The organism is Amycolatopsis sp. La24 (genome assembly GCF_029087445.1).
Taxonomy (GTDB): domain Bacteria; phylum Actinomycetota; class Actinomycetes; order Mycobacteriales; family Pseudonocardiaceae; genus Amycolatopsis; species Amycolatopsis nivea.
Genome location: NZ_JARACH010000061.1, coordinates 1 through 19,072 on the forward strand (window position 1 = coordinate 1; position 19,072 = coordinate 19,072).

Here is a 19,072-nt window from a genome sequence, read left to right on the forward strand (position 1 = left end):
AGTGTTTCGGTGGTTTTAGCGTCAGGGAAACGCCCGGTCCCATTCCGAACCCGGAAGCTAAGCCTGACTGCGCCGATGGTACTGCAACCGAAGGGTTGTGGGAGAGTAGGACACCGCCGAACTTAACCTGACAGTCTGGGCCCCGGTCGAGAACCCGAAATGGGTTTTCCCGGGGCCCAGACTCATTTTCACGGACAAGTACGAGGCCCGGACCCCCGCATGGGGAACCGGGCCTTCGTCATGTCCGGGTCACAGCGGCAGCCCGCGGCCTCGGACGGGAGACGAGAACACCAGCGAGGTCGTCGTCTCGCCGTAGCGCTGGGCCTGTTCCACAAAACGCTCCAGTTCGGCCGTCGTGCGGCAGTGCACGCGGAGCTGCCAGCACTCGTCACCGGTGACGTGATCGGCGTCCGTGATCTCCGGCAGCGGAAGGATCGTCTCGCGGAAGCGCGGGCCGTCCAGGCTCCGCACACGAACCCGGACGATCGCCTGGATCGGGCGGCCCAGTTTCTCCGGATCGACACGTGCTGCGTAGCCGGTGATCACCCCGCGCTGTTCCAGCCGGCGCACTCGTTCCGTCACGGCGGGGGCGGACAGCGAGACCCGGCGGCCGAGTTCCGAGAACGTCAGGCGGCCGTCGGACTGGAGCAGCTCCAGCAGGTGCCGGTCAACGTCGTCCAGGTCCATCGCGGCACCCTCTCAGAAACTCCAGGCCAACTGCCGTCCAGACCCGGAAAACCCTGGTGAGGACGGCGGAACACCTGGATCTTCCCCTGTCCCGGACCAGGACCGGAACGGGAGGATCACCAGTGTGAAACCGCGCATCCTCTCCCTTCCCCACGAAGCCGCCAACGCCGTCGAGTACTTCGGGCGTGAGCTCGCCTTCGAGGTCGACCCGGTCGACCTCGCCCAGGACCTCGCCGACGGACGCACCGACGGCTACGTCCTCGTCGAAACCCGCAGCCCGGGCGCGTACGCCGAAGCTCACCTGCCGGGCGCGATCTGCTTGCCGTACCGGGAAATGACCGAGGAAAGCACCCGTGACCTCGACCGGAACCTCGTCTACGTCTGCTACTGCGAGAGCATCTACTGCAACGCCGCCACCCAGGGTGCGTACCGGCTCGCGCAGCTCGGCTTCACCGTGAAGCGGCTCTCCGGCGGCATCACGACCTGGCTCGCCCACGGCTATCCGACGGAGGCCGGAGAGCCCGTACCCTGGACGCCGTGACTCGTCTGCTCATCATCCAGCCCGACGCCAGCGATCCCATCGGCCCGCTCGGGGAGTGGCTCACCGAGGCCGGCGCGGAACTCGACGTGCGGCTGCCGCCGGAGCAGGAGTTGCCCTCGAGCCTCGACGGGTACGACGGGTTGATCTGTCTCGGCGGCGGCATGGGCGCGCTCGACGACGCGAAGCACCCCTGGCTCGCCGACGTCCGGAAGCTGCTCGCCACCGCGGCGGGGCATGCCTTGCCGACGCTCGGGATCTGTCTCGGTTCGCAGCTGCTCGCCGTCGCGACCGGCGGGCAGGTCGCGAAGGGCGAGTCCGGTCCCGAGGTCGGGCCGGGGCTCGTGTCCAAGAAGGACGCCGCGTGGGTCGATCCGCTCTTCGCGGACATGCCCTTCCTCCCGGACGTCCTGCAGTTCCACGGCGACGTCGTCACTGTCCTGCCGCAGAGCGCCGAGCTGCTCGCGTCCACTCCGAAGTACCCGCACCAGGCGTACCGGATGAACCGTTGTGTCTACGGTGTCCAGTTCCACATCGAGACCACGCCGGACGTCGTCCGCGCCTGGGCCGAGGCGGCACCGGAAATGGCGGAACTCACCCGTCCGGGCGCGCTGGAGGAGGAGAGCCTGATCTCAGCGCACGCGGACATCGCCGAGACGTGGCGTCCGTTCGCGCACCGGTTCGTCCAGTTGGCCGCCGGTCGGCTGGAGGCGGCTCCGGAAAGTCAACGCCAGTTGCCGCTCGCTTAACGGATGACGTCGGAATCACTTACGGCGAGTTAACGGTTCACCCAAACGGTCAGGTACCTTGCGAGAGGTATTTCCGTAGGGTTCGGAGGTCGGGGTGGACCCCTCGCTGCTCGTTGTCGTCGTGATCTGCACGGCGCTGGTTTTCGATTTCACCAACGGCTTCCACGACACGGCGAACGCGATGGCGACCTCGATCGCCACCGGAGCACTCCGGCCCCGCGTCGCCGTCGCGATCTCCGCGGTGCTGAACCTGGCCGGCGCGTTCCTGTCGGTCGAGGTCGCGAAAACGATTTCCAGCGGTCTCGTCGACGAGACGAGGATCGGGCCCGCCATCGTGTTCGGCGGGCTCATCGGGGCGATCGTCTGGAACCTCTTCACCTGGTACGTCGGCCTGCCGTCGAGTTCGTCGCACGCGCTGTTCGGCGGCTTGATCGGCGCGACCTGGGTGTCCGCGGGCGCGGACTCCGTCCACTTCGGCAAGATCGTGGACAAGGTGCTCGTCCCGGCCGCGGCGTCGCCGATCATCGCGGGCGTGGCGGCGGCCGCGGTCACGTACTTCGTCTACCGGTTCCTGGTGCGCAAGCGCGGCGGCCGGGGTTTCCGGGTCGGACAGATCGTCTCCGCATCGCTGGTTTCGCTCGCGCACGGCACCAACGACGCGCAGAAGACCATGGGTGTCATCACCCTGACCCTCGTAGCGGCCGGCAGTCTCCCGGCCGGGTCCGCGCCGCCCGTCTGGGTGATCATCAGCGCGGCGTCCGCGCTCGCGCTCGGCACCTACCTCGGCGGCTGGCGCATCACCCATACCCTCGGCAAGGGCCTCACCGACATCGAAGGCCCGCAGGGCTTTTCCGCGCAGACCAGCAGCGCTGTCGTGATTCTGCTGTCCTCGCACCTCGGTTTCCCGCTGTCGACCACGCACGTCTGCTCGGGCGGCATCATCGGCTCCGGTGTGGGCCGTCGTGAGGCTCCGGTGCGCTGGCGGATGGCGGGCCGGATGGTGCTCGCGTGGCTGTTCACGCTGCCCGCGGCGGCGATCGTCGGCGCGGCGGCGGGCAAGATCGCCTCGCTCGGCGAGGCCGGGACGATCGCGGTCGGCGTCGCCGGGATTCTCTTCGCGGCCGGGATTTACCTCCTTTCCCGGCGCAAACCCGTCACCGCGCACAGCTTCCAGGTCCCCGAACCCTCCGCTGTCGACACCGAACCGGACCGCCTGGCTGCCTGAACCGCCCCGGGTCCGGCTACGGTGTGAGCAATGGCAGAGCGCGCGCGGACCACAGCTTCGGCGGCCAGGTACGGCTTCACTGACACCCGGGCCGACGGTCAACTGCGCGCCGCGGGCTGGTGGACCGAAGGCGGACCCGCCGACGGTGCCACCGACGTCCTCCTCGCTCTCTCCCGTGCCGCGGATCCGGATCTCGCGCTGGCCGGGCTCGACCGCATTCGCGAGGCCGACGAACCCGGCTGGTCTGAGCTGGACAGCACGCTCCGCGAGAACCGCACGTTCCGAGGTCGGCTACTGGGCGTGCTCGGCACCTCCACCGCGTTGGCGGATTTCCTCGTCGCCAATCCGGGTGAGTGGCGGTGTCTCGCGGACAACCGGTGCACCGACCCGGCGAAGTTCGCGGAGCGGCTGCTCGAGCGGGTCCGGCAGGACGACGGGACGTACCTCACCGGGACCGCCGCCGAATCCGAGCTGCGGGCCGGTTACCGCGGGCTGCTGCTCGGCATCGCCGCGGCTGACCTCGGCCACCTCGTCGAACCCGGGCTGGAACATCCGGAGTTCCGCGATGTAGCCAGCGAGCTGACCACTCTCGCCGAGGCTTCGTTGCAGGCCGGGCTCGTCGTCGCCGAGCAGGAGGTCGGCGCGTCCGCCGAAGGCACGCTCGCGGTGATCGCGATGGGCAAGACCGGCGGCCGCGAGCTGAACTATGTGAGCGACGTCGACGTCATCTTCGTCGGGGCCGGCGACCTCGGCGTCGCGACCCGGCTGGCCAGCACGATGATGCGGCTGGTCGGCAACGCGTGCTTCGAGGTCGACGCGGCGTTGCGGCCGGAAGGCAAGAGCGGAGCGCTGGTGCGCACGCTCGAAGGGCACACCGCGTACTACCAGAAGTGGGCGAAGACCTGGGAGTTCCAGGCTTTGCTGAAGGCGCGTCCGGTGGCGGGCGACGCCGAACTGGGCCGCCAGTACGCGGAGATGGTCGCGCCGATGGTGTGGTCGGCCGCGGACCGAGAGAACTTCGTGACCGAGGTCCAGCAGATGCGCCGGCGGGTGGAGGACCACGTCGCGTCGGAGCATCTCGAACGCGAGCTGAAGCTGGGCCGCGGCGGCCTGCGCGACGTCGAGTTCGCCGTGCAGCTGCTGCAGCTCGTGCACGGCCGGGTCGATCCCGCGCTGCGTTCTTCGTCCACTTTGGACGCATTGGCCGCGCTGGGCGACGGCGGGTACGTCGGCCGCGCGGACGCGGCGGAGATGAGCTCGTCGTACGAGTTCCTGCGCACCGTCGAGCACCGGCTGCAGTTGCGCCGGTTGCGGCGGACGCACCTGTTCCCGGCCGCGTCGGACACCGACGAGCTGCGGATTCTCGCCCGTGCCTGCGGGATTCGGCCGGTGCGCGGACGCAGTCAGGGCGAGGCGTTGCTCGCCGAGTTCCGCCGGCACGCGCAGGGGATTCGGCGGCTGCACGAGAAGGTCTTCTACCGTCCGCTGCTGCAGTCGGTGGCGAATGTGCCGACGGAAGCGTTGCGGCTCACCACGAAACAGGCTGCGAGCCGCCTCGCCGCGCTCGGGTATGCCGCGCCGGAAGGGGCGTTGCAGCACATCAAGGCGTTGACCGCCGGGGTGTCGCGGCGCGCGGCGATTCAGCAGGCGCTGCTTCCGGTGTTGCTCGATTGCCTCGCTGACACGCCGGATCCGGACGGTGGGCTGCTCTCGTATCGCAAGGTTTCCGAGGCGCTTCAGGACACGCCGTGGTACCTGCGGGTGCTGCGTGACGAGGGCACGGTCGTCGAGCGGCTCGCTTTCCTGCTCGGCACGTCGAACCTGGTTCCGGACCTGCTCGTCCGCGCGCCGGAAGTGCTGCAGCTGCTGGGAGATCCGGCTCGGTTGACCGGACGTACGCCAGCCGAAGTGGCGACGTCGCTTCGGGCCGCCGTACGCCGTCAGCCTGGGCTGAGCGCGGCGGTCACCGCTGCTCGGTCGCTGCGTCGGCATGAGTTGCTTCGCGTCGCGTGCGCGGATTTGTTGGGACTGCTGGATGTTCCGTCGGTCTGCGAAGCGCTGTCGAGCGTGTGGGTCGCGGTGCTGCAGGGAGCGCTGTCGGCGGCTTACCGGCAACGGCAGGCTGAGCTGGGGCGCACTCCGGCGACGATCGCGGTCATCGGCATGGGACGGCTCGGCGGGGCGGAACTGGGCTACGGCTCGGACGCCGACGTCCTTTTCGTCTGCGAGCCCGCGGAAGGGGTTCCGGACGCCGAAGCGCTGCGGTTCGCCTCGTCGGTCGCGGAAACGGTGCGGAAGATCCTCGGCGCCCCGAGCGCGGATCCGGCGCTGGTCGTCGACGCGGATCTCCGGCCGGAAGGACGCAGCGGGCCGCTCGTGCGGACGCTGGAGTCGTACCGCGCGTACTACCAGCGCTGGGGCGAGGTGTGGGAATCGCAGGCGTTGCTGCGGGCCCGGTTCGTCGCCGGGGACGAGGAGCTCGGCCAGCGGTTCATCGAGATGATCGACCCGTTGCGCTATCCCGAAGGCGGGCTCGACCCGACGGACGCGCGCGAAATCCGGCGGATCAAGGCGCGGGTGGAGACCGAACGGCTCCCGCGTGGCGCCGACCCGACCCGGCACACCAAACTCGGCCGCGGCGGTCTCGCCGACGTCGAGTGGACCGTCCAGCTTCTGCAGTTGCAGCACGCGCACGAGGTGCCTGGCCTGCGGACGACGTCGACCCTCGACGCGCTGACCGCCTTAGCCGAGGCAGGCCTCGCGTCGGCCGAGGCGGTGGACTCGTTGCGCGAGGCCTGGCTCCTGGCCACGCGCGTGCGCAACGCGACGATGCTGGTGCGCGGCAAGGCAGCGGACGAGGTGCCCGGCACCGGCCGCGACCTGGCCGCGGTGGCGCGCGTGTTCGGCTACTCGGTGGACGACGACCCCGGCGAGTTCCTCGACGCCTACCGCCGTGTGACGCGGCACGCGCACGCCGTGGTCGAGGAACTCTTCTACGACAACTAGCCTGGACCTCGTGACCGACCGCGAACCGTTCCGCACCCGGATCAAGGTGCGCCACTACGAACTCGACACGCTGGGCCACCTGAACCACGCCGTCTACCACTCGTACGGCGAGGTTTCGCGGCTGGAGGTCTTCGAGGCGGCAGGCGGCAACACCCTGCACGAATCGCGGCTCGCGCCGGTGCTGCTCGAATCGAACATCGTGTACCGGCGGGAACTGCGCGCCGGCGACGTGGTGGACGTGACCTGCGACGCCTCGTTCGGCGACGGCAAGGTGTTCTGGATGACCTCGCGCATCGTCAAACTGGACGGGACGCTGTCGGCCGAGATCAAGTGCACGCTGGGGCTGATGGATCTGGAGAAGCGCAAGCTGGTGCCGGATCCGCGGGGGCATTTCGAGCGGGCCGGGGTCGATCTGAAGGTGCTGTCCACTTCGGAGTGAGCGCGCCTGGCCCAGACTTTCGAGGCCGCTGGCGTGGGAGCGGTGCTCGGGCAACTTGCCGCCCTGACCGGCATGAATCCGGCCGACCGCGAGGCCGATGCCCCGGAATTCGCGGTGACGGTCCGACGGCATACCCGAAAGCCAGCGCGAGGACGATCATCGAAACCCTCACCGCGGCTTGACGCCGGGGGTCAGTCCAGCCGCATCCCGTGCCACACCAGGTCCACCACCCCTTCCGTCTCGGCTTTCCAATCTCCTTCCGGGGTAAGGAAAAACAGCCCACCGAGACCGCGCATCAGGGTTTCCGTCTTCAGATCCGGGCGGATCGTGCCCGCCGCCGCGTTCGCCTCGCGCAAGGTGTCGAGCGCGTCGAGCATCCGCGCGTACGCCTGCGTCGGCAGTTCGCTCTGCGACGCGCGCAACGCGTTGGCCAGCCCGCGTTTCGTCATCATGTAGTGCGCCAGGTGGTCCACGATCCAGACGCGCAGCGCCTGATCGGGGGAATACTCGGCGAGCAATTCGGGCACGATCTCGACGAGCTGGTTCACCTCGCGTTCGTAGACGGCCAGCACCAGCGACTCCGGCGTGGGGAAGTGCCGGTACACCGTGCCGACGCCGACGCCCGCCTCCTTGGCGACCGCGTTGAACGACACTTCTCCTGCCCGGCTCACGGTTTCCGCCGCGACCGCGAGGATCCGTTCGTGGTTGCGCCGGGTGTCCGCCCGCCGCGGGCTCACCGGCATCGCGCCTCCCGGGGTGCTTCGCTTGCCTGACCTGGAGCTGCTCCAGCGTCACCTGGAGTAGCTCCACTTCGTTGCGTAGCGGATTCTAATCCGCTAGCCTCGGTCAAAGCGAGCCAAGCGGATGAATATCCGGTTTAACCTCCGGCGGCTCGCGTTCCCGAAGGGCCGTCACCACCACCATCACGCCGCAGGACGTCCGCCGCGGACGGGCTGCGGGAAAGCGAACCCTACTGTGGACATTTCCCTTGAAGTCAATGGAACAACCGAGGAGCTCGGCGTCGAGCCGGGAGTGACCCTCCTGGACGCGCTGCGCGAGCGGCTCGGCATCACCGGCCCGAAGAAGGGCTGCGACCGCGGTCAGTGCGGCGCCTGCACCGTGCACGTCGACGGCAAGCCGGTGCTGTCCTGCCTCACGCTCGCGGCCGCCGTGCGCGGTCCCGTCACCACCGTCGAAGGACTGTCCGCCGAGGACGAACTGCACCCGGTGCAGCAGGCGTTCGTGGACCAGGACGCGCTGCAGTGCGGGTTCTGCACGTCCGGGCAGGTGATGTCGGCGGTCGCCGCGGTGCGCGACGACGTGTCCGACGTCCGCGAGTTCATGTCCGGAAATCTGTGCCGTTGTTCGGCGTACCCGAACATCGTGCGCGCCGTGGAGCAGGCGAGGCAGGCCGATGCGACCGTTTGAGCTCACCGCACCCGCCACCGTCGAGGACGCGCTGGGCAGCGCGGGCACCTATCTCGCGGGCGGCACCACCCTGGTCGACCTGATGAAGCTCGACGTTCTCACCCCGCAGCAGGTGCTGGACATCAACGACCTTCCGCTGCGGGGCATCGACACCGCGGACGGACTGCGCTTCGGCGCGCTGGAGCGGATGGGCGACATCGCCGCGCATCCCGGCGTGTACCCGGCGATCTCGCGCGCGCTGTTGCTCAGCGCGTCACAGCAGTTGCGGAACATGGCCAGCATCGGCGGAAACCTGATGCAGCGCACCCGGTGCTCGTATTTCCGGGACGTCGCGATGCCGTGCAACCGGCGTGCTCCGGGCAGCGGCTGTTCGGCGATTTCCGGCGTCAACCGGATGCACGCGATCTTCGGCACCAGCGATTCCTGCGTGGCCACCCACGCCAGCGATGTCGCGGTCGCGCTGGTCGCGCTCGACGCGGAGGTCGTGCTGGCCGGCGCCGAGGGCACCCGGACGGTCCCGCTGACCGAGTTCTACCGGCAGCCGGGCGAAACCCCGGAGATCGAGCACGACCTGCGTCCGGGCGAGCTGATCACCGAGGTGCGCGTGCCGCGGCTCGACTGGGCGGAGAACTCGACGTACGTCAAGATCCGCGACCGGCAGTCGTACGAGTTCGCGCTGTGCTCGGCGGCGGTCGCGCTCGACGTGCGCGACGGGAAGATCGCCGACGCCCGCGTGGCGGCTGGCGGAGTCGGGACGGTTCCGTGGCGGCTGCCCGCCGTGGAAGAGGCGCTGCGCGGCGCGGAGCTGACCGAGGAAGCCTTCGCCGCTGCCGCCGCGGTGGCCGTCGAGGGGGCAAAGCCGTTGTCCGGCAACGTGTTCAAACCTTCGCTGCTGAAGCGGACGATCGTCCGCGCGCTGCTCGAACTGACCGAAGGGAGCCGGGCATGAGTGCGCGGCTGGACGGTCCGCGGAAAGTCACCGGCCAGGCCGATTACGCGCTGGACCGCACGTTCCCGGGCATGCTGTACGGGTACATCGTGCTCAGCACGATCGCGCACGGCGAGATCACCGCGATGGACGTCACCGCGGCGAAGAGCGCGCCCGGGGTCGTGAGCGTCTACAGCCCGTTCGACCCGCTCGAGCTGCACCCGTTCAAGTCGCAGCTGATGGGCGATTTGTGGCTCCCGCTGCAGGACCGGGACGTGGTGTTCTACGGGCAGCCGATCGGGCTGGTCGTCGCGGAGACGTTCGAACAGGCACGGGACGCGGCGGGGCTGATCGAGGTCTCCTACCAGGAGAAGCCCGCGCTGACGTCGATGGAGGACGGGCTCGCGACCGCGGAGGACGCACCGGAAAGCCGGGGCAGCGCGCCGTCGATCGAGGTGCTCGCCGACGGTGTCGAGTCCATCGCGGACGCACTGGCGGAGAGCGCGGTCGTCGTTTCGGAGACCTACCGCACCGCGACGCAGAACCACGCTGCGATGGAGCCGCATTCGGCGGTCGCGAAGTGGGACGGCGGCGAGCTCACCCTTTACAGCGGAAACCAGGCCAGTTACCTGCAGGCCATGGAAATGGCCGGGGTGCTCGGCATCGAGCCGTCGGCCGTGCACGCGGTGAACCCGTACGTGGGCGGCGCGTTCGGCGGCAAGGCGGGCACCTCGGCTCCGGGGATGCTGGCCGCGGCCGCCGCCAAGGCGCTCGACCGTCCGGTGAAGTGCGCGCTCACCCGCGAGCAGGTGTTCACGACGACGGCGAACCGGCCGGCCACGGTGCAGAAGATCGCACTGGGCGCGGACCGCGACGGCACGCTGATCGCGGTGCAGCACGACTCCTGGTCGGCCACGTCGATGAGCCGGTCCTTCGTGGAGCCGACGTCGCACGGCACCTCGCGCGAGTGGTACTCGACGCAGAACCTGTCGATCAGCCAGAAAATGGTGCCGCTGCACATCCCGCCGGGCACGTTCATGCGCGCACCCGGGGAGGCGTCGGGTTCGTTCGCGCTCGAAAGCGCGATCGACGAACTCGCGATCGCGCTGGAGATGGATCCGATCGAACTGCGGAAGCGCAACAGTTCGCTCGCTCCTCCCGGCGTCGATCTGCAGTGGTCGAGCAAGCACCTCGACGAGTGCTACGAGGTCGGGGCGCAGCGGTTCGGCTGGGCGAACCGGTCGCCGCGCGGGCACGTCGACGGGGACTGGCTCGTCGGCATGGGCACGGCCACCGCGATGTTCCCGGGGCTGCGCTTCCCGGCGACGGTCGAGATCGTGCTGAACGCGGACGGGACCGCGGACGTGTCCACCGGCGGGGCGGACCCGGGCACCGGGCTGCTCACCGTGCTGGCCACGATCGGGGCCGAATCCCTCGACATCGACCCGGAACGCGTCACCCCGCACCTGGGCGATTCCCGGTTCGCGCCGGGCGGCATGTCCGGCGGCTCGACCGCCACGGCGAGCACCGGCACCGCGATCATGCTCGCGGCCACCGAACTGCTCGACGAACTGGTGGCGCTCGCCGCCGAGCCGGGCGCGCCGTTCGAGGGCGAGGTCGTCACGTACGCCGAGGGGCTGCTGCACGGCAACAACGGCACCATGCCGTTCGGTGAACTGCTGCGCGCGATCGGCCGGGAATCCTTGTCCGCCAGGGGTTCCTCGGCTCCGGGCGAGGAGATGACGAAGCATTCGTTCAGCTCCTTCGGCGCACAGTTCTGCGAGGTCCGGGTGCACCGGCTGACCCGCGAGGTCCGGGTGTCGAGGATGCTGGGCGTCTTCGACGGCGGCCGGATCATCAACCCGACGCAGGCGCGGAGCCAGCTGTCCGGCGGCATGATCTGGGGCGTTTCGGCGGCCCTGCACGAGGGGCTGGAAACGGAGCCGAGCGGACGTCCGGCGAACGCGGACTTCGCGAGCTACCTGCTGCCGGTCAACGCCGACATCCCGGAGATCGACGTGCAGTTCGTCGAGTACCCGGACACGCTGCACAACGCGGTCGGAGCCCGTGGTGTCGGCGAGATCGGCGCGGTGGGCATGGCGGCCGCGGTGGCGAACGCGGTGTGCAACGCGACCGGCATCCGGGTGCGGAGCATTCCGATCATGATCGAGGATCTGCTGGTGGAGTGACCGAGGAGGGGGCGTCCGGGTGCGGGCGCCCCCTTCCGGCTTAACCGGCGGTTCGGACTCGGCGGTTTCGCGGCTCGTCGGGGAGTGCGCCGCAGCGCGGTTGCGCCTTTTCCGCGTTTCCCCTCGCGGATGTTCACCGCGGCTCAGCCAGGCAGTTGAGCCCCGTCCGGAAAGTCCGTGGACCGGCTCAGCTCCGCCCATTCCGAGATCTCCTTGTCGACCGCCGCGCGGCCGTTCGCGATGAGGCGGAGGGCGTCGGAGCCGAGGACCAGGTGCGCGGGCGGGTTCGGCACGTCGAGGATGTGCAGCACCGCCTCCGCGGCCTTCTGAGGATTGCCGAGTTGTTTGCCGCTGGCCGCGAGGCGGTGGTCGCGGATCGGGTTCATCACCTGGTCGTAGTCCGGCACCGAACGGTCGGTGCGGACCATCGACCGGCCCGCCCAGTCGGTGCGGAACGATCCCGGCGCGATCGCGGTGACGTGCACGCCGAACGGTGCGACTTCCTTGCCCACCGTTTCGAGAATGCCTTCGACGGCGTACTTGCTGCCTTGGTAGAACGACGTGCCCGGCACGGTGATCAGCCCGGCCATCGACGTCACGCCGAGGATGTGCCCGCGCCGCCGTTGCCGCAGGTACGGCAGCACCGCCTTCACCGTCGCGACGACGCCGAACACGTTCACCTCGAACTGCGCGCGCAGCTCAGCCATCGTCGACTCTTCGAAGACGCCCTCGTGGCCGTACCCGGCGTTGGCGATGGCGACGTCGATCGGCCCTACCTCGGCCTCGATCTCGTCGACGGTTCGGAACACCGCCTCGTCATCGGTGACGTCGAGGATGCGCGCGAGGGATTTCCCCGGCCGGAGCTGCTCGAACTCCTCGGCGTCGGCCTGCTTGCGGACGGTGCCGACGACGGTGTGGCCGGCTTCGAGCGCGGCCTCGGCGAACGCCCGGCCGAGCCCTGAGCTGGCGCCGGTGATCAGGAAGAGCTTGGTCATGCAGCAAACTCTACACCGCGTCGAGAAAAATCTGCACAGCGTCAAAAATAGTCGGCGTGATAGAACGTGCAGGTGGAAGAGCGAAGCACCCGCCGCCGGACGGCTCCGACCAAAGGAGACCTGCGCGAACGCGCGATTCTCGACGCGGCGGAGCAGCAGCTGAACGAGACGGGCGGGGCGTGCATGACCGTCGCCACGATCGCGCAGGAAGCCGGGATCACCCGGGGCGCGCTCTACTTCTACTTCGGGTCCAAGAACGAGGTGCTCGCCGCGCTGGTCGAGCGGACGGTGACCAAGCTGCGCGCCGAGGTCGCCGCGGTGGACGCGGCCGCCGCGGCTCCCGGCGACGCGGTCCGGCAAGGGCTCGAGCAGACCGCGCGGATGTGGCGCGAGCACGGCACGGTGATGCGCACGGCGGTCGAACTCTCCCCGTCAGTGCCGGCGATCGACCAGGCGTGGCGCTCCGCGGTGGTCGCGCTCGCCGACACCATGGCAGGCGTCGCCGAACGCTCCGGACTTCCGTCCGGGACCGCGGCGGAGGTCGCCGCGGCATTGGTCTGGATGACCGAACGCGTCTTCTATCAGGCGTTTATCGCGGACAGTTCGCTGGACGACGCGGCCGCGACGCTGACCCGGGTGTGGCTGGCGGCGCTCGGCATCCCGGCCTAGCGCCTGGCCGCTCGGCGGGCACATCGGAGACCGACGTGTACTAGCGGGTTGCGACGCCCTTCGAGGTCGTGCCCGCACGGACCAGGCGGGCGCGACATTGGGGCAACGATGGCTCTCCGCGGAACTTCGAGGCAACGTCATTCGGTGCTTCACGTCTTTGTGGGCAGAGATTCGCCAAAAGACACGGGGAGCACGAAATGGGATTCACCGCGATGAAGTCGATGAAGCTGGTCATGGTCGGCGGGGCGGTCGCTGCGACCGCGTTGCTTTCCGCGTGCAGCGGAAACAATGTCGACGGAAATGGTTCCGCGGCGAAGAGCGTTTCCGACGCGGCGGCCGTCAAGCAGAGCCCGCAGGGCGGTTCCGCAGGTGCGGCAGGCACCGCGGCCACGTCGAACGGCGATGTCAACTGCAGCAAGCACGGCGGGCAGGTCGGCCCGGCTGGCGGCAAGCAAATGGATCTGATCGCAGTGCAAAGCGCGAACGGAACCATTCCCGGCTGCACCGAAGCATTCAACGTGATGACGAAATACTACGAATTGGCGCCGTCGCAGGGCGAAGGCCCCGGCCACCGGGTCCTCGGCATTGAAGGGCACTGGGACTGCGCCTTGGGCGCGGAAGAGGAATTCGCCCAGGGCGTCGTCAACTGCGGCAAGGACGGCGGCACCGAGTTCATGATCAAGACCGCGCCGACCGGCGGCACCGGCGGCCAGCAGCCCGCCGCCCCGACGCGCCGCTTCCCGAACACGACGCAGACCGTGCAGTTCGCCGGGTTCGACCGTTCGGTGAACATGGCCCAGTTCCAGCTGGTCACCTGGAAGAAGGGCGGCCCGGACAACGGCCAGTTCGTCCCGGCCGACGCCAAGACCTACCGGCTCCCGGTGAGCAAGACCGCGCAGGTCTTCGGCGCGGCCGAACTGTGCCCGGGCGGCGAGGTCGCCCTCGACCCGCAGGGCCGCGGCACGAACCCGTGCACCGAGCAGGCTCTGATGGACGCGCTGACCGGCGCGAAGCCGCTGTACGCCGAGATCCACGTCGACAAGAACGACACCATCGACGTCGTCAAGGAGCTCTACCGCCCCTGAGCGGATCGCGAACCGGCGGCCGGGTGCGTCCTGGCCGCCGGTTCGCATTATGCGGTGAGTTTCCGTTGCCCGGCGTCGAAACTGCGCAACGCGGCGCCGACGGCCGCGGCGACGGTGATCTCGTAGACCTCGTCTTCCTGGTATTTCGTGGTCAGCTCGGCGAAATCGGCGTCGGTGAGCCGGTAAGACGCGTCGCGAACCTTTTCCGTGAACGGTTGCAACGGCGCAGGTAAACCGTCGCCGCTGGCCGCTGCTTTGCGCAATGCCGGGTCGGTTGACGCGGGTGCGGTGAACACGGAATACCGCAGGTTCTCCACCGGATCCTCGTGCTTGCCGCTCGGACCACCGGCGAGCAGAAACCCGGGGAACCGGTACCCGAATTTGTGCAAGGCACGGGTCGCGCTCTCCAGTTGCCCTTCGCGAAGCACGAAGCCGAACGCGTTCGCGAGCCGGTTGACGATGTTCCACACCAGATTCACCCGCAGCGCTTCGCGAATCGCCTCCGGCGGAAGATCCGGCAGCACGATCTGGTCCGGGTTCAGCGTGACGGTCTCCAGGAACGCCCGAACGGTGCGCACCTCGGGCCGCGCCGCTTCCAGTCGCGACGGGTCGATCTCGCCTTGTCCGGCGATCCGGATCAGCTCCGCGTGCGAGTCGATGCAGAACGGGCACTCGTGCAGCAACGCCGTCGACATGGCGAGGAATTCGCGTTCCCCGGCCGTCCAGAACGACGGGCCGCGCATCGCCGGAACGGTGACGTCCAGCAACGGCCGGGCGAAAAAGCCGGGCCGGTACAACAGCATCTTGACTGTGTCCGGCGGCTGTTTCGACGTGGCCGACATGAACATCTTGGCGCGCAAGCGATGCCCGTTGTCGAGAATGGACAGTCTCATCAGGACTCCAAGGTGGTCAAGCGGCTGGCGAGGAATCGCCGGTCGGCTGGATTGAGAGCGAGTTCGTGGGCGCGCCGGTACGCGGCCATCGCCTCGTCGGTACGGCCGAGCCGACACAGCAGATCGGCGCGCGCGGCGTGCATGAGGTGGTACCGGTCAAGGCCGTCGATACCGTCGATCAGCGCCAGGCCTTTTTCCGGGCTGGTGGCCATGGCGACCGCGACGGCGTGGTTCAACGCGATCACCGGAGACGGATTCGTTTCGTACAAACGTTGATAGAGCCCAGCGATCGCCGCCCAGTCGGTGTCCGCGGCGGAACGAGCCTGCGCGTGCTGGACGGCAATGGCGGCCTGCAACTGATACGGCCCGGGATTCTCGAAGCGCAGCGCCCGGTCCAGCAGACCGATCGCTTCGGCGATTTCGCCGTGGTCCCAACGGCTTCGGTTCTGGTCTTCGAGCAACACGACGTCGCCGTCGGGCGTGTAGCGGGCGGCGGTGCGCGAATCGTGCACGAGCAGCAGCGAAACCAGGCCGAGCGCCTCGGGTTCGTCCGGCATGAGCGTCGCGACCAGTTTCGCCAGCCGGATCGCTTCCTGTTGCAGCTCCCGGTGTTCCGGCGCGGTGTAGCCTTGGGTGAAGATCAAGTACAACACCGCCAAGACCCCGGACAACCGCTCCGGCAGCAGATGATCGGCCGGTACGGCGAGGCTGATCCCGGCGTCGCGGATCTTGCGTTTGGCCCGCACCAGCCGCTGCGCCAGCGTCGCCTCGCTGACCAGGAACGTCCGCGCGATCTGCGCCGCGGTCAGCCCGGCCACCGCCTGCAGGGTCAACGCGACGCGGGCCTCCTCGGCGAGCGCGGGGTGGCAGCAGGTGAAGACGAGACTGAGCCGTTCGTCGCCGATCGCGAGCAGGCTGTCCTCGGACCGATCCACCGTGACCTCCGGCTGTCCCCCGAGCTGAGCGAGCTTCTCCAGGCCGCGGCGGGCGCGCCGGAGCCGGTCGATCGCGCTGTTGCGGGCGGCGGTCAGCAGCCACGCCATGGGGTCGTCCGGCGGCTTGTCGCCCCAGCTGCGCAGGGCGAGCGCGCAGGCGTCCTGGAGCGCGTCCTCGGCGAGTTCGAAGTCGCCGAGGACGCGGACCAGCGCCGCGAGCATCCGGGCCCGGTGCTCGCGATAGACCTCCCGCAGCAGCGGCGACGTCATGCGTGGCCGGTCAGCCCGGGCACACTGGCGACCGGGCGCACCTCGACGGTGCCGACCGCGGCCATCGGGCACAGCGCGGCGAGTTCGAGGGCTTCGTCGAGATCGCGGCAGTCGAGGACGTAGACGCCGCCGAGATGCTCGTGGGTCTCCAGGAACGGCCCGTCGGTGATCAGCGTCTTCCCGTCGCGGACGCTGACCGTGGTGGCGGTGTGCTCGCCTTGCAGCGGATGCTCGGACACGAGCGCCCCGCGCCGGCGGCATTCGTCGGCGAACGCGTTCACCCTGGCCAGCGCGTCCGGGAAGGCCGGATCGCCGGGTTCCGGGCGGTCGCAGTTGTAGATCACCAGCAGGTACAGCATGTGTCCTCCGAGGGCCGGTCCGGCGAGTTCGCAATGGAAGACGAACGCGTCGACCGTAACTCGACAGCGCGTGCCGGGCTTCTCGGAAATTCCCGGAGAACGGAGAACGGCGGGCCCGGGGGAGCCCGCCGTTCTCGTGGGGAGGAGATCAGCCCTTCTGCCACAACGCTGGCGCGTTGGGCGGTTCCCAGCCCTGCTGGGCGGTGTGGCCCTGCAGGCACACGTAGCTGACCCCGTTGAACGTGACGCGCGTGCCGGCGGTATACGACTTGCCCGCGGTCCAGGACGTCCCGCCGGGCTGGCCGGTCGGCGACGTCGGACTCGTCGAGGGCCCGCCGGTCGGCGTCTGCTGGACGTTGAGCACGAAGTCGAACGCCGCCTCCTTGGCGTTGTTCGGGGCGTCGCGGACGGTCATGAGCAGCCGCGGGTCGAAGATCGTGTCGGTGTTGTTCCGCGGTTCGCCCGGGAAGTACAGCTGGGTCGTCAGGATCGGCTCCCCGGGGGCCTGCACCTTGACGTGGATGTGCCGCGTCCGGCCGGGGTAGAGGCCGGGCACGATCGTGGTCAGCTTGAACTCGCCGAGGTCGTTCGTGTACTGGTGCCCGCGGAAGGTGTACCCGACGTTGTCGTACGCGCCGTTCACGTCCGCCTGCCAGAAGTCCAGCAGTGCGCGGCTGACGGGCTGGCAGGACAGCCCGAACACGTAGCCGCTCACGGTGAGCCGCTGGCCCGGGGTGTTGGCGTCGACGAGCACGCTGCGCTCGGGGGAGTTCGGCTTGAAGTACGGGCCTTCGGTCTGGTCGATCGTCGGCTCGTCGCCGTCGTGGCAGTACGGGGTGGGCTCGACCTTCTGCCCGCCGGCGAAATTCGTGCGGGCCAAGGCGGGGCCGCCGACGAGTGCCACCGGCGCGGCGACTCCGGCGGCCAGCGCGGCCTTCAGCACTGCCTTGCGGCTGAACTTTCTGTCTTCGTCCATGCCTGCTCCTCGGTGGGGGCTCGGGATTCCCCTCGACGGTAGGGAGGAGATCAGCCCGCAGCGATGGACGGAGTCATGCAGTCGTGGTGAATCTTCGGGGCGGTGTCGCCGGTGCGGCGGAATCCGCCGGGGCTCAACCCCGTTTCGCGCCGAAAGAACCGACAAAAGTAGGCCGGGTCAGCGAATCCGACGCGGCTGGCCACCTGCCGCACGGACAGATTCGTCCGCAGCAGGAACCGTTTCGCCTCCTGGGTCCGCGCCTCGCGCACCAATTCCGCCGCGGTACGCCCGGTTGCCGCCTTGACGGCCTCGGTGAGATAGCCCGGAGTGACGCCGAGCCGTTCGGCGTGCGCGCGCACCGACCACAGTCCCAGCTCGGATTTTTCCGCCTGCTGCGCGAATTCCGCCGCTACCGCGCGGGCGCGGGCGGGTGCCGGCGCGGACGGAATCCCGGGAAGCCGCCCGGCGCGCACGATCAACACGTGCAGCAGCGCGCGCAGCACGGATTCGCCGTCCTCGCCGCCGCGGCGGAATTCCTCCTCGAGTTCGGCGATCAGCCGCGCGGTCCGGTCGTGTTCGGCCCGGTCCAGCCGCAGCCACGGCCGTTCGCGCAGCCTGCGCAGGGTTTCTCGGTCGGCCGGATGGTCGAACAGGAAATCGTCGGTGAACAACACGACCGATCCGGCGAGTTCGCTCGCCTCCCAGTGGTGCACCTGGCCCGGCGTGACGACGCCGAGGTGCGGCGGGCTCAGCTCCCACCGCGTCAGGTCGACCACGTGCGCGCCGGTCCCTCCGGTGACGAGCACGATTTCGTAAAACGTGTGCCGGTGCGGGAATTCCGCCCTCGACAACGGGCCCACCGCGTCGAAGGACCCGACCGCGAACGGCACCGCGTCCGGAGCGGGCACCTCGAGCCGGTGCAGCGGAAGTTCACCGGTTTTGACCGGTCGGCAGCACATTCCCGGAGGCACCGTCGTCCCTCGCATCAGTCCGTCCTTTTCGCCGGTTTCGGAACGAAAAGTCTAGACCAATTTCGGCTCTGATACTTCCGACGGAAGTATCAGTACTGTGCCGGATGGTTACTGATCCGACCACAGCCACGGCCTATGACTTCGCTGCGACGGTTGCGTGCCGCTGCGGGGGCGGCCTGCTTTTGGTCGGATCAGTAACTCGGTGGAGTGACGCTCACGAGGAAGCGCGCGGTGGTCCGGCCGTCGTTGCGGAAGCGGTGCGGGATGGTCGAATCGAAGTGGCAGCTGTCGCCGGTCTTGAGCACGTGCGTCTGCTCGCCGACCTGGACGGTCAGCCGTCCGGCGATCACCACCACGCATTCCTCGGAGGGATGCGAGCGCAGTTCGTCGGACGAGGCGCCGCCGGGTTCGAGCACGCCTTCGAGCACCTCGAGCTTCGCGCCGCCGGGGGAGGCGCGGGTGTAGGTGATCGCGTGGTGCGGCGAAGAGATCCGGTACCGGTCGTCGTGCCGGATCACCGCGACGGTTTCCTCGTCCGGCTCCTGGAACAGGCTGAACAGCGGGATGTCGAGCACCTCGGCGATGCGCCGCATGGTTTCCAGGCTGGGGTCGGTGACGCCCCGCTCGACCTGGCTGATCAACCCGGTCGACACGCCCGCCTGGTCGGCGAGCTGGCGCACGGTCAGCCCGCGCAGGGTGCGGAATTCGCGGATCCTCGTCACGGTCACCC

19 protein-coding genes and 1 rRNA gene are annotated in these 19,072 nt (G+C 69.1%); 11 read left to right on the forward strand and 9 right to left on the reverse strand.

What is annotated here, in order from left to right:
- Window positions 1-5 precede the first annotated feature (5 nt).
- A 5S ribosomal RNA gene (gene rrf / locus PUT80_RS37025) occupies window positions 6-122 on the forward strand.
- Window positions 123-249: 127 nt separating this feature from the next.
- Here rrf and PUT80_RS37030 read toward each other — a convergent pair.
- On the reverse strand, window positions 250-687 hold the full coding sequence (locus PUT80_RS37030; protein WP_043834514.1) for an Lrp/AsnC family transcriptional regulator: 438 nt from the start codon (window positions 685-687) through the stop codon (window positions 250-252).
- Between the two features lie 124 nt (window positions 688-811).
- Here PUT80_RS37030 and PUT80_RS37035 point away from each other — a divergent pair, with 124 nt between their 5' ends.
- The 5 genes from PUT80_RS37035 (at window position 812) to PUT80_RS37055 (ending at window position 6,644) form a co-directional block, all read left to right on the forward strand.
- A complete protein-coding gene (locus PUT80_RS37035; protein ID WP_275294902.1) occupies window positions 812-1,228 on the forward strand; it encodes a rhodanese-like domain-containing protein in 417 nt (138 codons plus the stop codon).
- On the forward strand, window positions 1,225-1,974 hold the full coding sequence (locus tag PUT80_RS37040; RefSeq protein ID WP_134669759.1) for a type 1 glutamine amidotransferase: 750 nt from the start codon (window positions 1,225-1,227) through the stop codon (window positions 1,972-1,974). The genes PUT80_RS37035 and PUT80_RS37040 overlap by 4 nt, the downstream gene beginning before the upstream one ends.
- Before the next feature lie 94 nt (window positions 1,975-2,068).
- A complete protein-coding gene (locus tag PUT80_RS37045; protein WP_037818247.1) occupies window positions 2,069-3,199 on the forward strand; it encodes an inorganic phosphate transporter in 1,131 nt (376 codons plus the stop codon).
- Between the two features lie 30 nt (window positions 3,200-3,229).
- Window positions 3,230-6,205 carry a bifunctional [glutamine synthetase] adenylyltransferase/[glutamine synthetase]-adenylyl-L-tyrosine phosphorylase gene (locus PUT80_RS37050; RefSeq protein WP_275294903.1) on the forward strand — a complete coding sequence of 992 codons (2,976 nt, stop codon included), beginning with the start codon at window positions 3,230-3,232 and terminating at the stop codon, window positions 6,203-6,205.
- Between the two features lie 10 nt (window positions 6,206-6,215).
- Window positions 6,216-6,644: an acyl-CoA thioesterase gene (locus PUT80_RS37055; protein ID WP_134669755.1), complete on the forward strand. Its 429-nt coding sequence runs from the start codon at window positions 6,216-6,218 to the stop codon at window positions 6,642-6,644.
- A gap of 191 nt (window positions 6,645-6,835) precedes the next feature.
- On the opposite strand, the gene PUT80_RS37060 is transcribed toward PUT80_RS37055, so the two are convergent.
- The gene (locus tag PUT80_RS37060) at window positions 6,836-7,387 is read right to left on the reverse strand and encodes a TetR/AcrR family transcriptional regulator (RefSeq protein WP_275294904.1); all 552 of its coding nucleotides are present in this window, start codon (window positions 7,385-7,387) and stop codon (window positions 6,836-6,838) included.
- A 232-nt stretch (window positions 7,388-7,619) separates the two neighbouring features.
- Here PUT80_RS37060 and PUT80_RS37065 point away from each other — a divergent pair, with 232 nt between their 5' ends.
- From PUT80_RS37065 to PUT80_RS37075, 3 genes are read left to right on the forward strand one after another with little or no spacing between them, the layout of a single operon-like run.
- Entirely contained in the window at window positions 7,620-8,072 is a 453-nt protein-coding gene (locus PUT80_RS37065) for a (2Fe-2S)-binding protein (protein WP_043834505.1), read from the forward strand.
- Window positions 8,059-9,021 carry a xanthine dehydrogenase family protein subunit M gene (locus PUT80_RS37070; protein ID WP_134669751.1) on the forward strand — a complete coding sequence of 321 codons (963 nt, stop codon included), beginning with the start codon at window positions 8,059-8,061 and terminating at the stop codon, window positions 9,019-9,021. Before PUT80_RS37065 ends, PUT80_RS37070 begins: the two co-directional genes overlap by 14 nt.
- Entirely contained in the window at window positions 9,018-11,189 is a 2,172-nt protein-coding gene (locus PUT80_RS37075) for a xanthine dehydrogenase family protein molybdopterin-binding subunit (RefSeq protein WP_275294905.1), read from the forward strand. The genes PUT80_RS37070 and PUT80_RS37075 overlap by 4 nt, the downstream gene beginning before the upstream one ends.
- 143 nt (window positions 11,190-11,332) lie before the next feature.
- Here the strand turns inward: PUT80_RS37075 and PUT80_RS37080 are convergent, their stop codons facing one another.
- Entirely contained in the window at window positions 11,333-12,184 is an 852-nt protein-coding gene (locus tag PUT80_RS37080; RefSeq protein WP_037818254.1) for an oxidoreductase, read from the reverse strand.
- A 72-nt stretch (window positions 12,185-12,256) separates the two neighbouring features.
- On the opposite strand from PUT80_RS37080, the gene PUT80_RS37085 reads away from it, so the two are divergent.
- Together PUT80_RS37085 and PUT80_RS37090 are read left to right on the forward strand one after the other, a co-directional pair.
- On the forward strand, window positions 12,257-12,853 hold the full coding sequence (locus PUT80_RS37085) for a TetR/AcrR family transcriptional regulator (protein ID WP_037818407.1): 597 nt from the start codon (window positions 12,257-12,259) through the stop codon (window positions 12,851-12,853).
- Between the two features lie 197 nt (window positions 12,854-13,050).
- Window positions 13,051-13,938: a hypothetical protein gene (locus PUT80_RS37090; RefSeq protein ID WP_134732840.1), complete on the forward strand. Its 888-nt coding sequence runs from the start codon at window positions 13,051-13,053 to the stop codon at window positions 13,936-13,938.
- A gap of 47 nt (window positions 13,939-13,985) precedes the next feature.
- Here the strand turns inward: PUT80_RS37090 and PUT80_RS37095 are convergent, their stop codons facing one another.
- From PUT80_RS37095 to PUT80_RS37120, 6 genes are all read right to left on the reverse strand, one after another.
- Window positions 13,986-14,831: a hypothetical protein gene (locus PUT80_RS37095; RefSeq protein ID WP_275294906.1), complete on the reverse strand. Its 846-nt coding sequence runs from the start codon at window positions 14,829-14,831 to the stop codon at window positions 13,986-13,988.
- The gene (locus PUT80_RS37100) at window positions 14,831-16,036 is read right to left on the reverse strand and encodes a sigma-70 family RNA polymerase sigma factor (RefSeq protein WP_275294907.1); all 1,206 of its coding nucleotides are present in this window, start codon (window positions 16,034-16,036) and stop codon (window positions 14,831-14,833) included. Before PUT80_RS37100 ends, PUT80_RS37095 begins: the two co-directional genes overlap by 1 nt.
- Window positions 16,033-16,395: a YciI family protein gene (locus PUT80_RS37105; RefSeq protein WP_037818257.1), complete on the reverse strand. Its 363-nt coding sequence runs from the start codon at window positions 16,393-16,395 to the stop codon at window positions 16,033-16,035. Before PUT80_RS37105 ends, PUT80_RS37100 begins: the two co-directional genes overlap by 4 nt.
- Before the next feature lie 148 nt (window positions 16,396-16,543).
- Window positions 16,544-17,371: a carbohydrate-binding protein gene (locus PUT80_RS37110; protein WP_037818258.1), complete on the reverse strand. Its 828-nt coding sequence runs from the start codon at window positions 17,369-17,371 to the stop codon at window positions 16,544-16,546.
- A gap of 50 nt (window positions 17,372-17,421) precedes the next feature.
- Entirely contained in the window at window positions 17,422-18,357 is a 936-nt protein-coding gene (locus tag PUT80_RS37115; RefSeq protein ID WP_037818259.1) for an AraC family transcriptional regulator, read from the reverse strand.
- 176 nt (window positions 18,358-18,533) lie between these two features.
- On the reverse strand, window positions 18,534-19,070 hold the full coding sequence (locus PUT80_RS37120; protein WP_037818260.1) for an XRE family transcriptional regulator: 537 nt from the start codon (window positions 19,068-19,070) through the stop codon (window positions 18,534-18,536).
- Window positions 19,071-19,072: the final 2 nt, after the last annotated feature.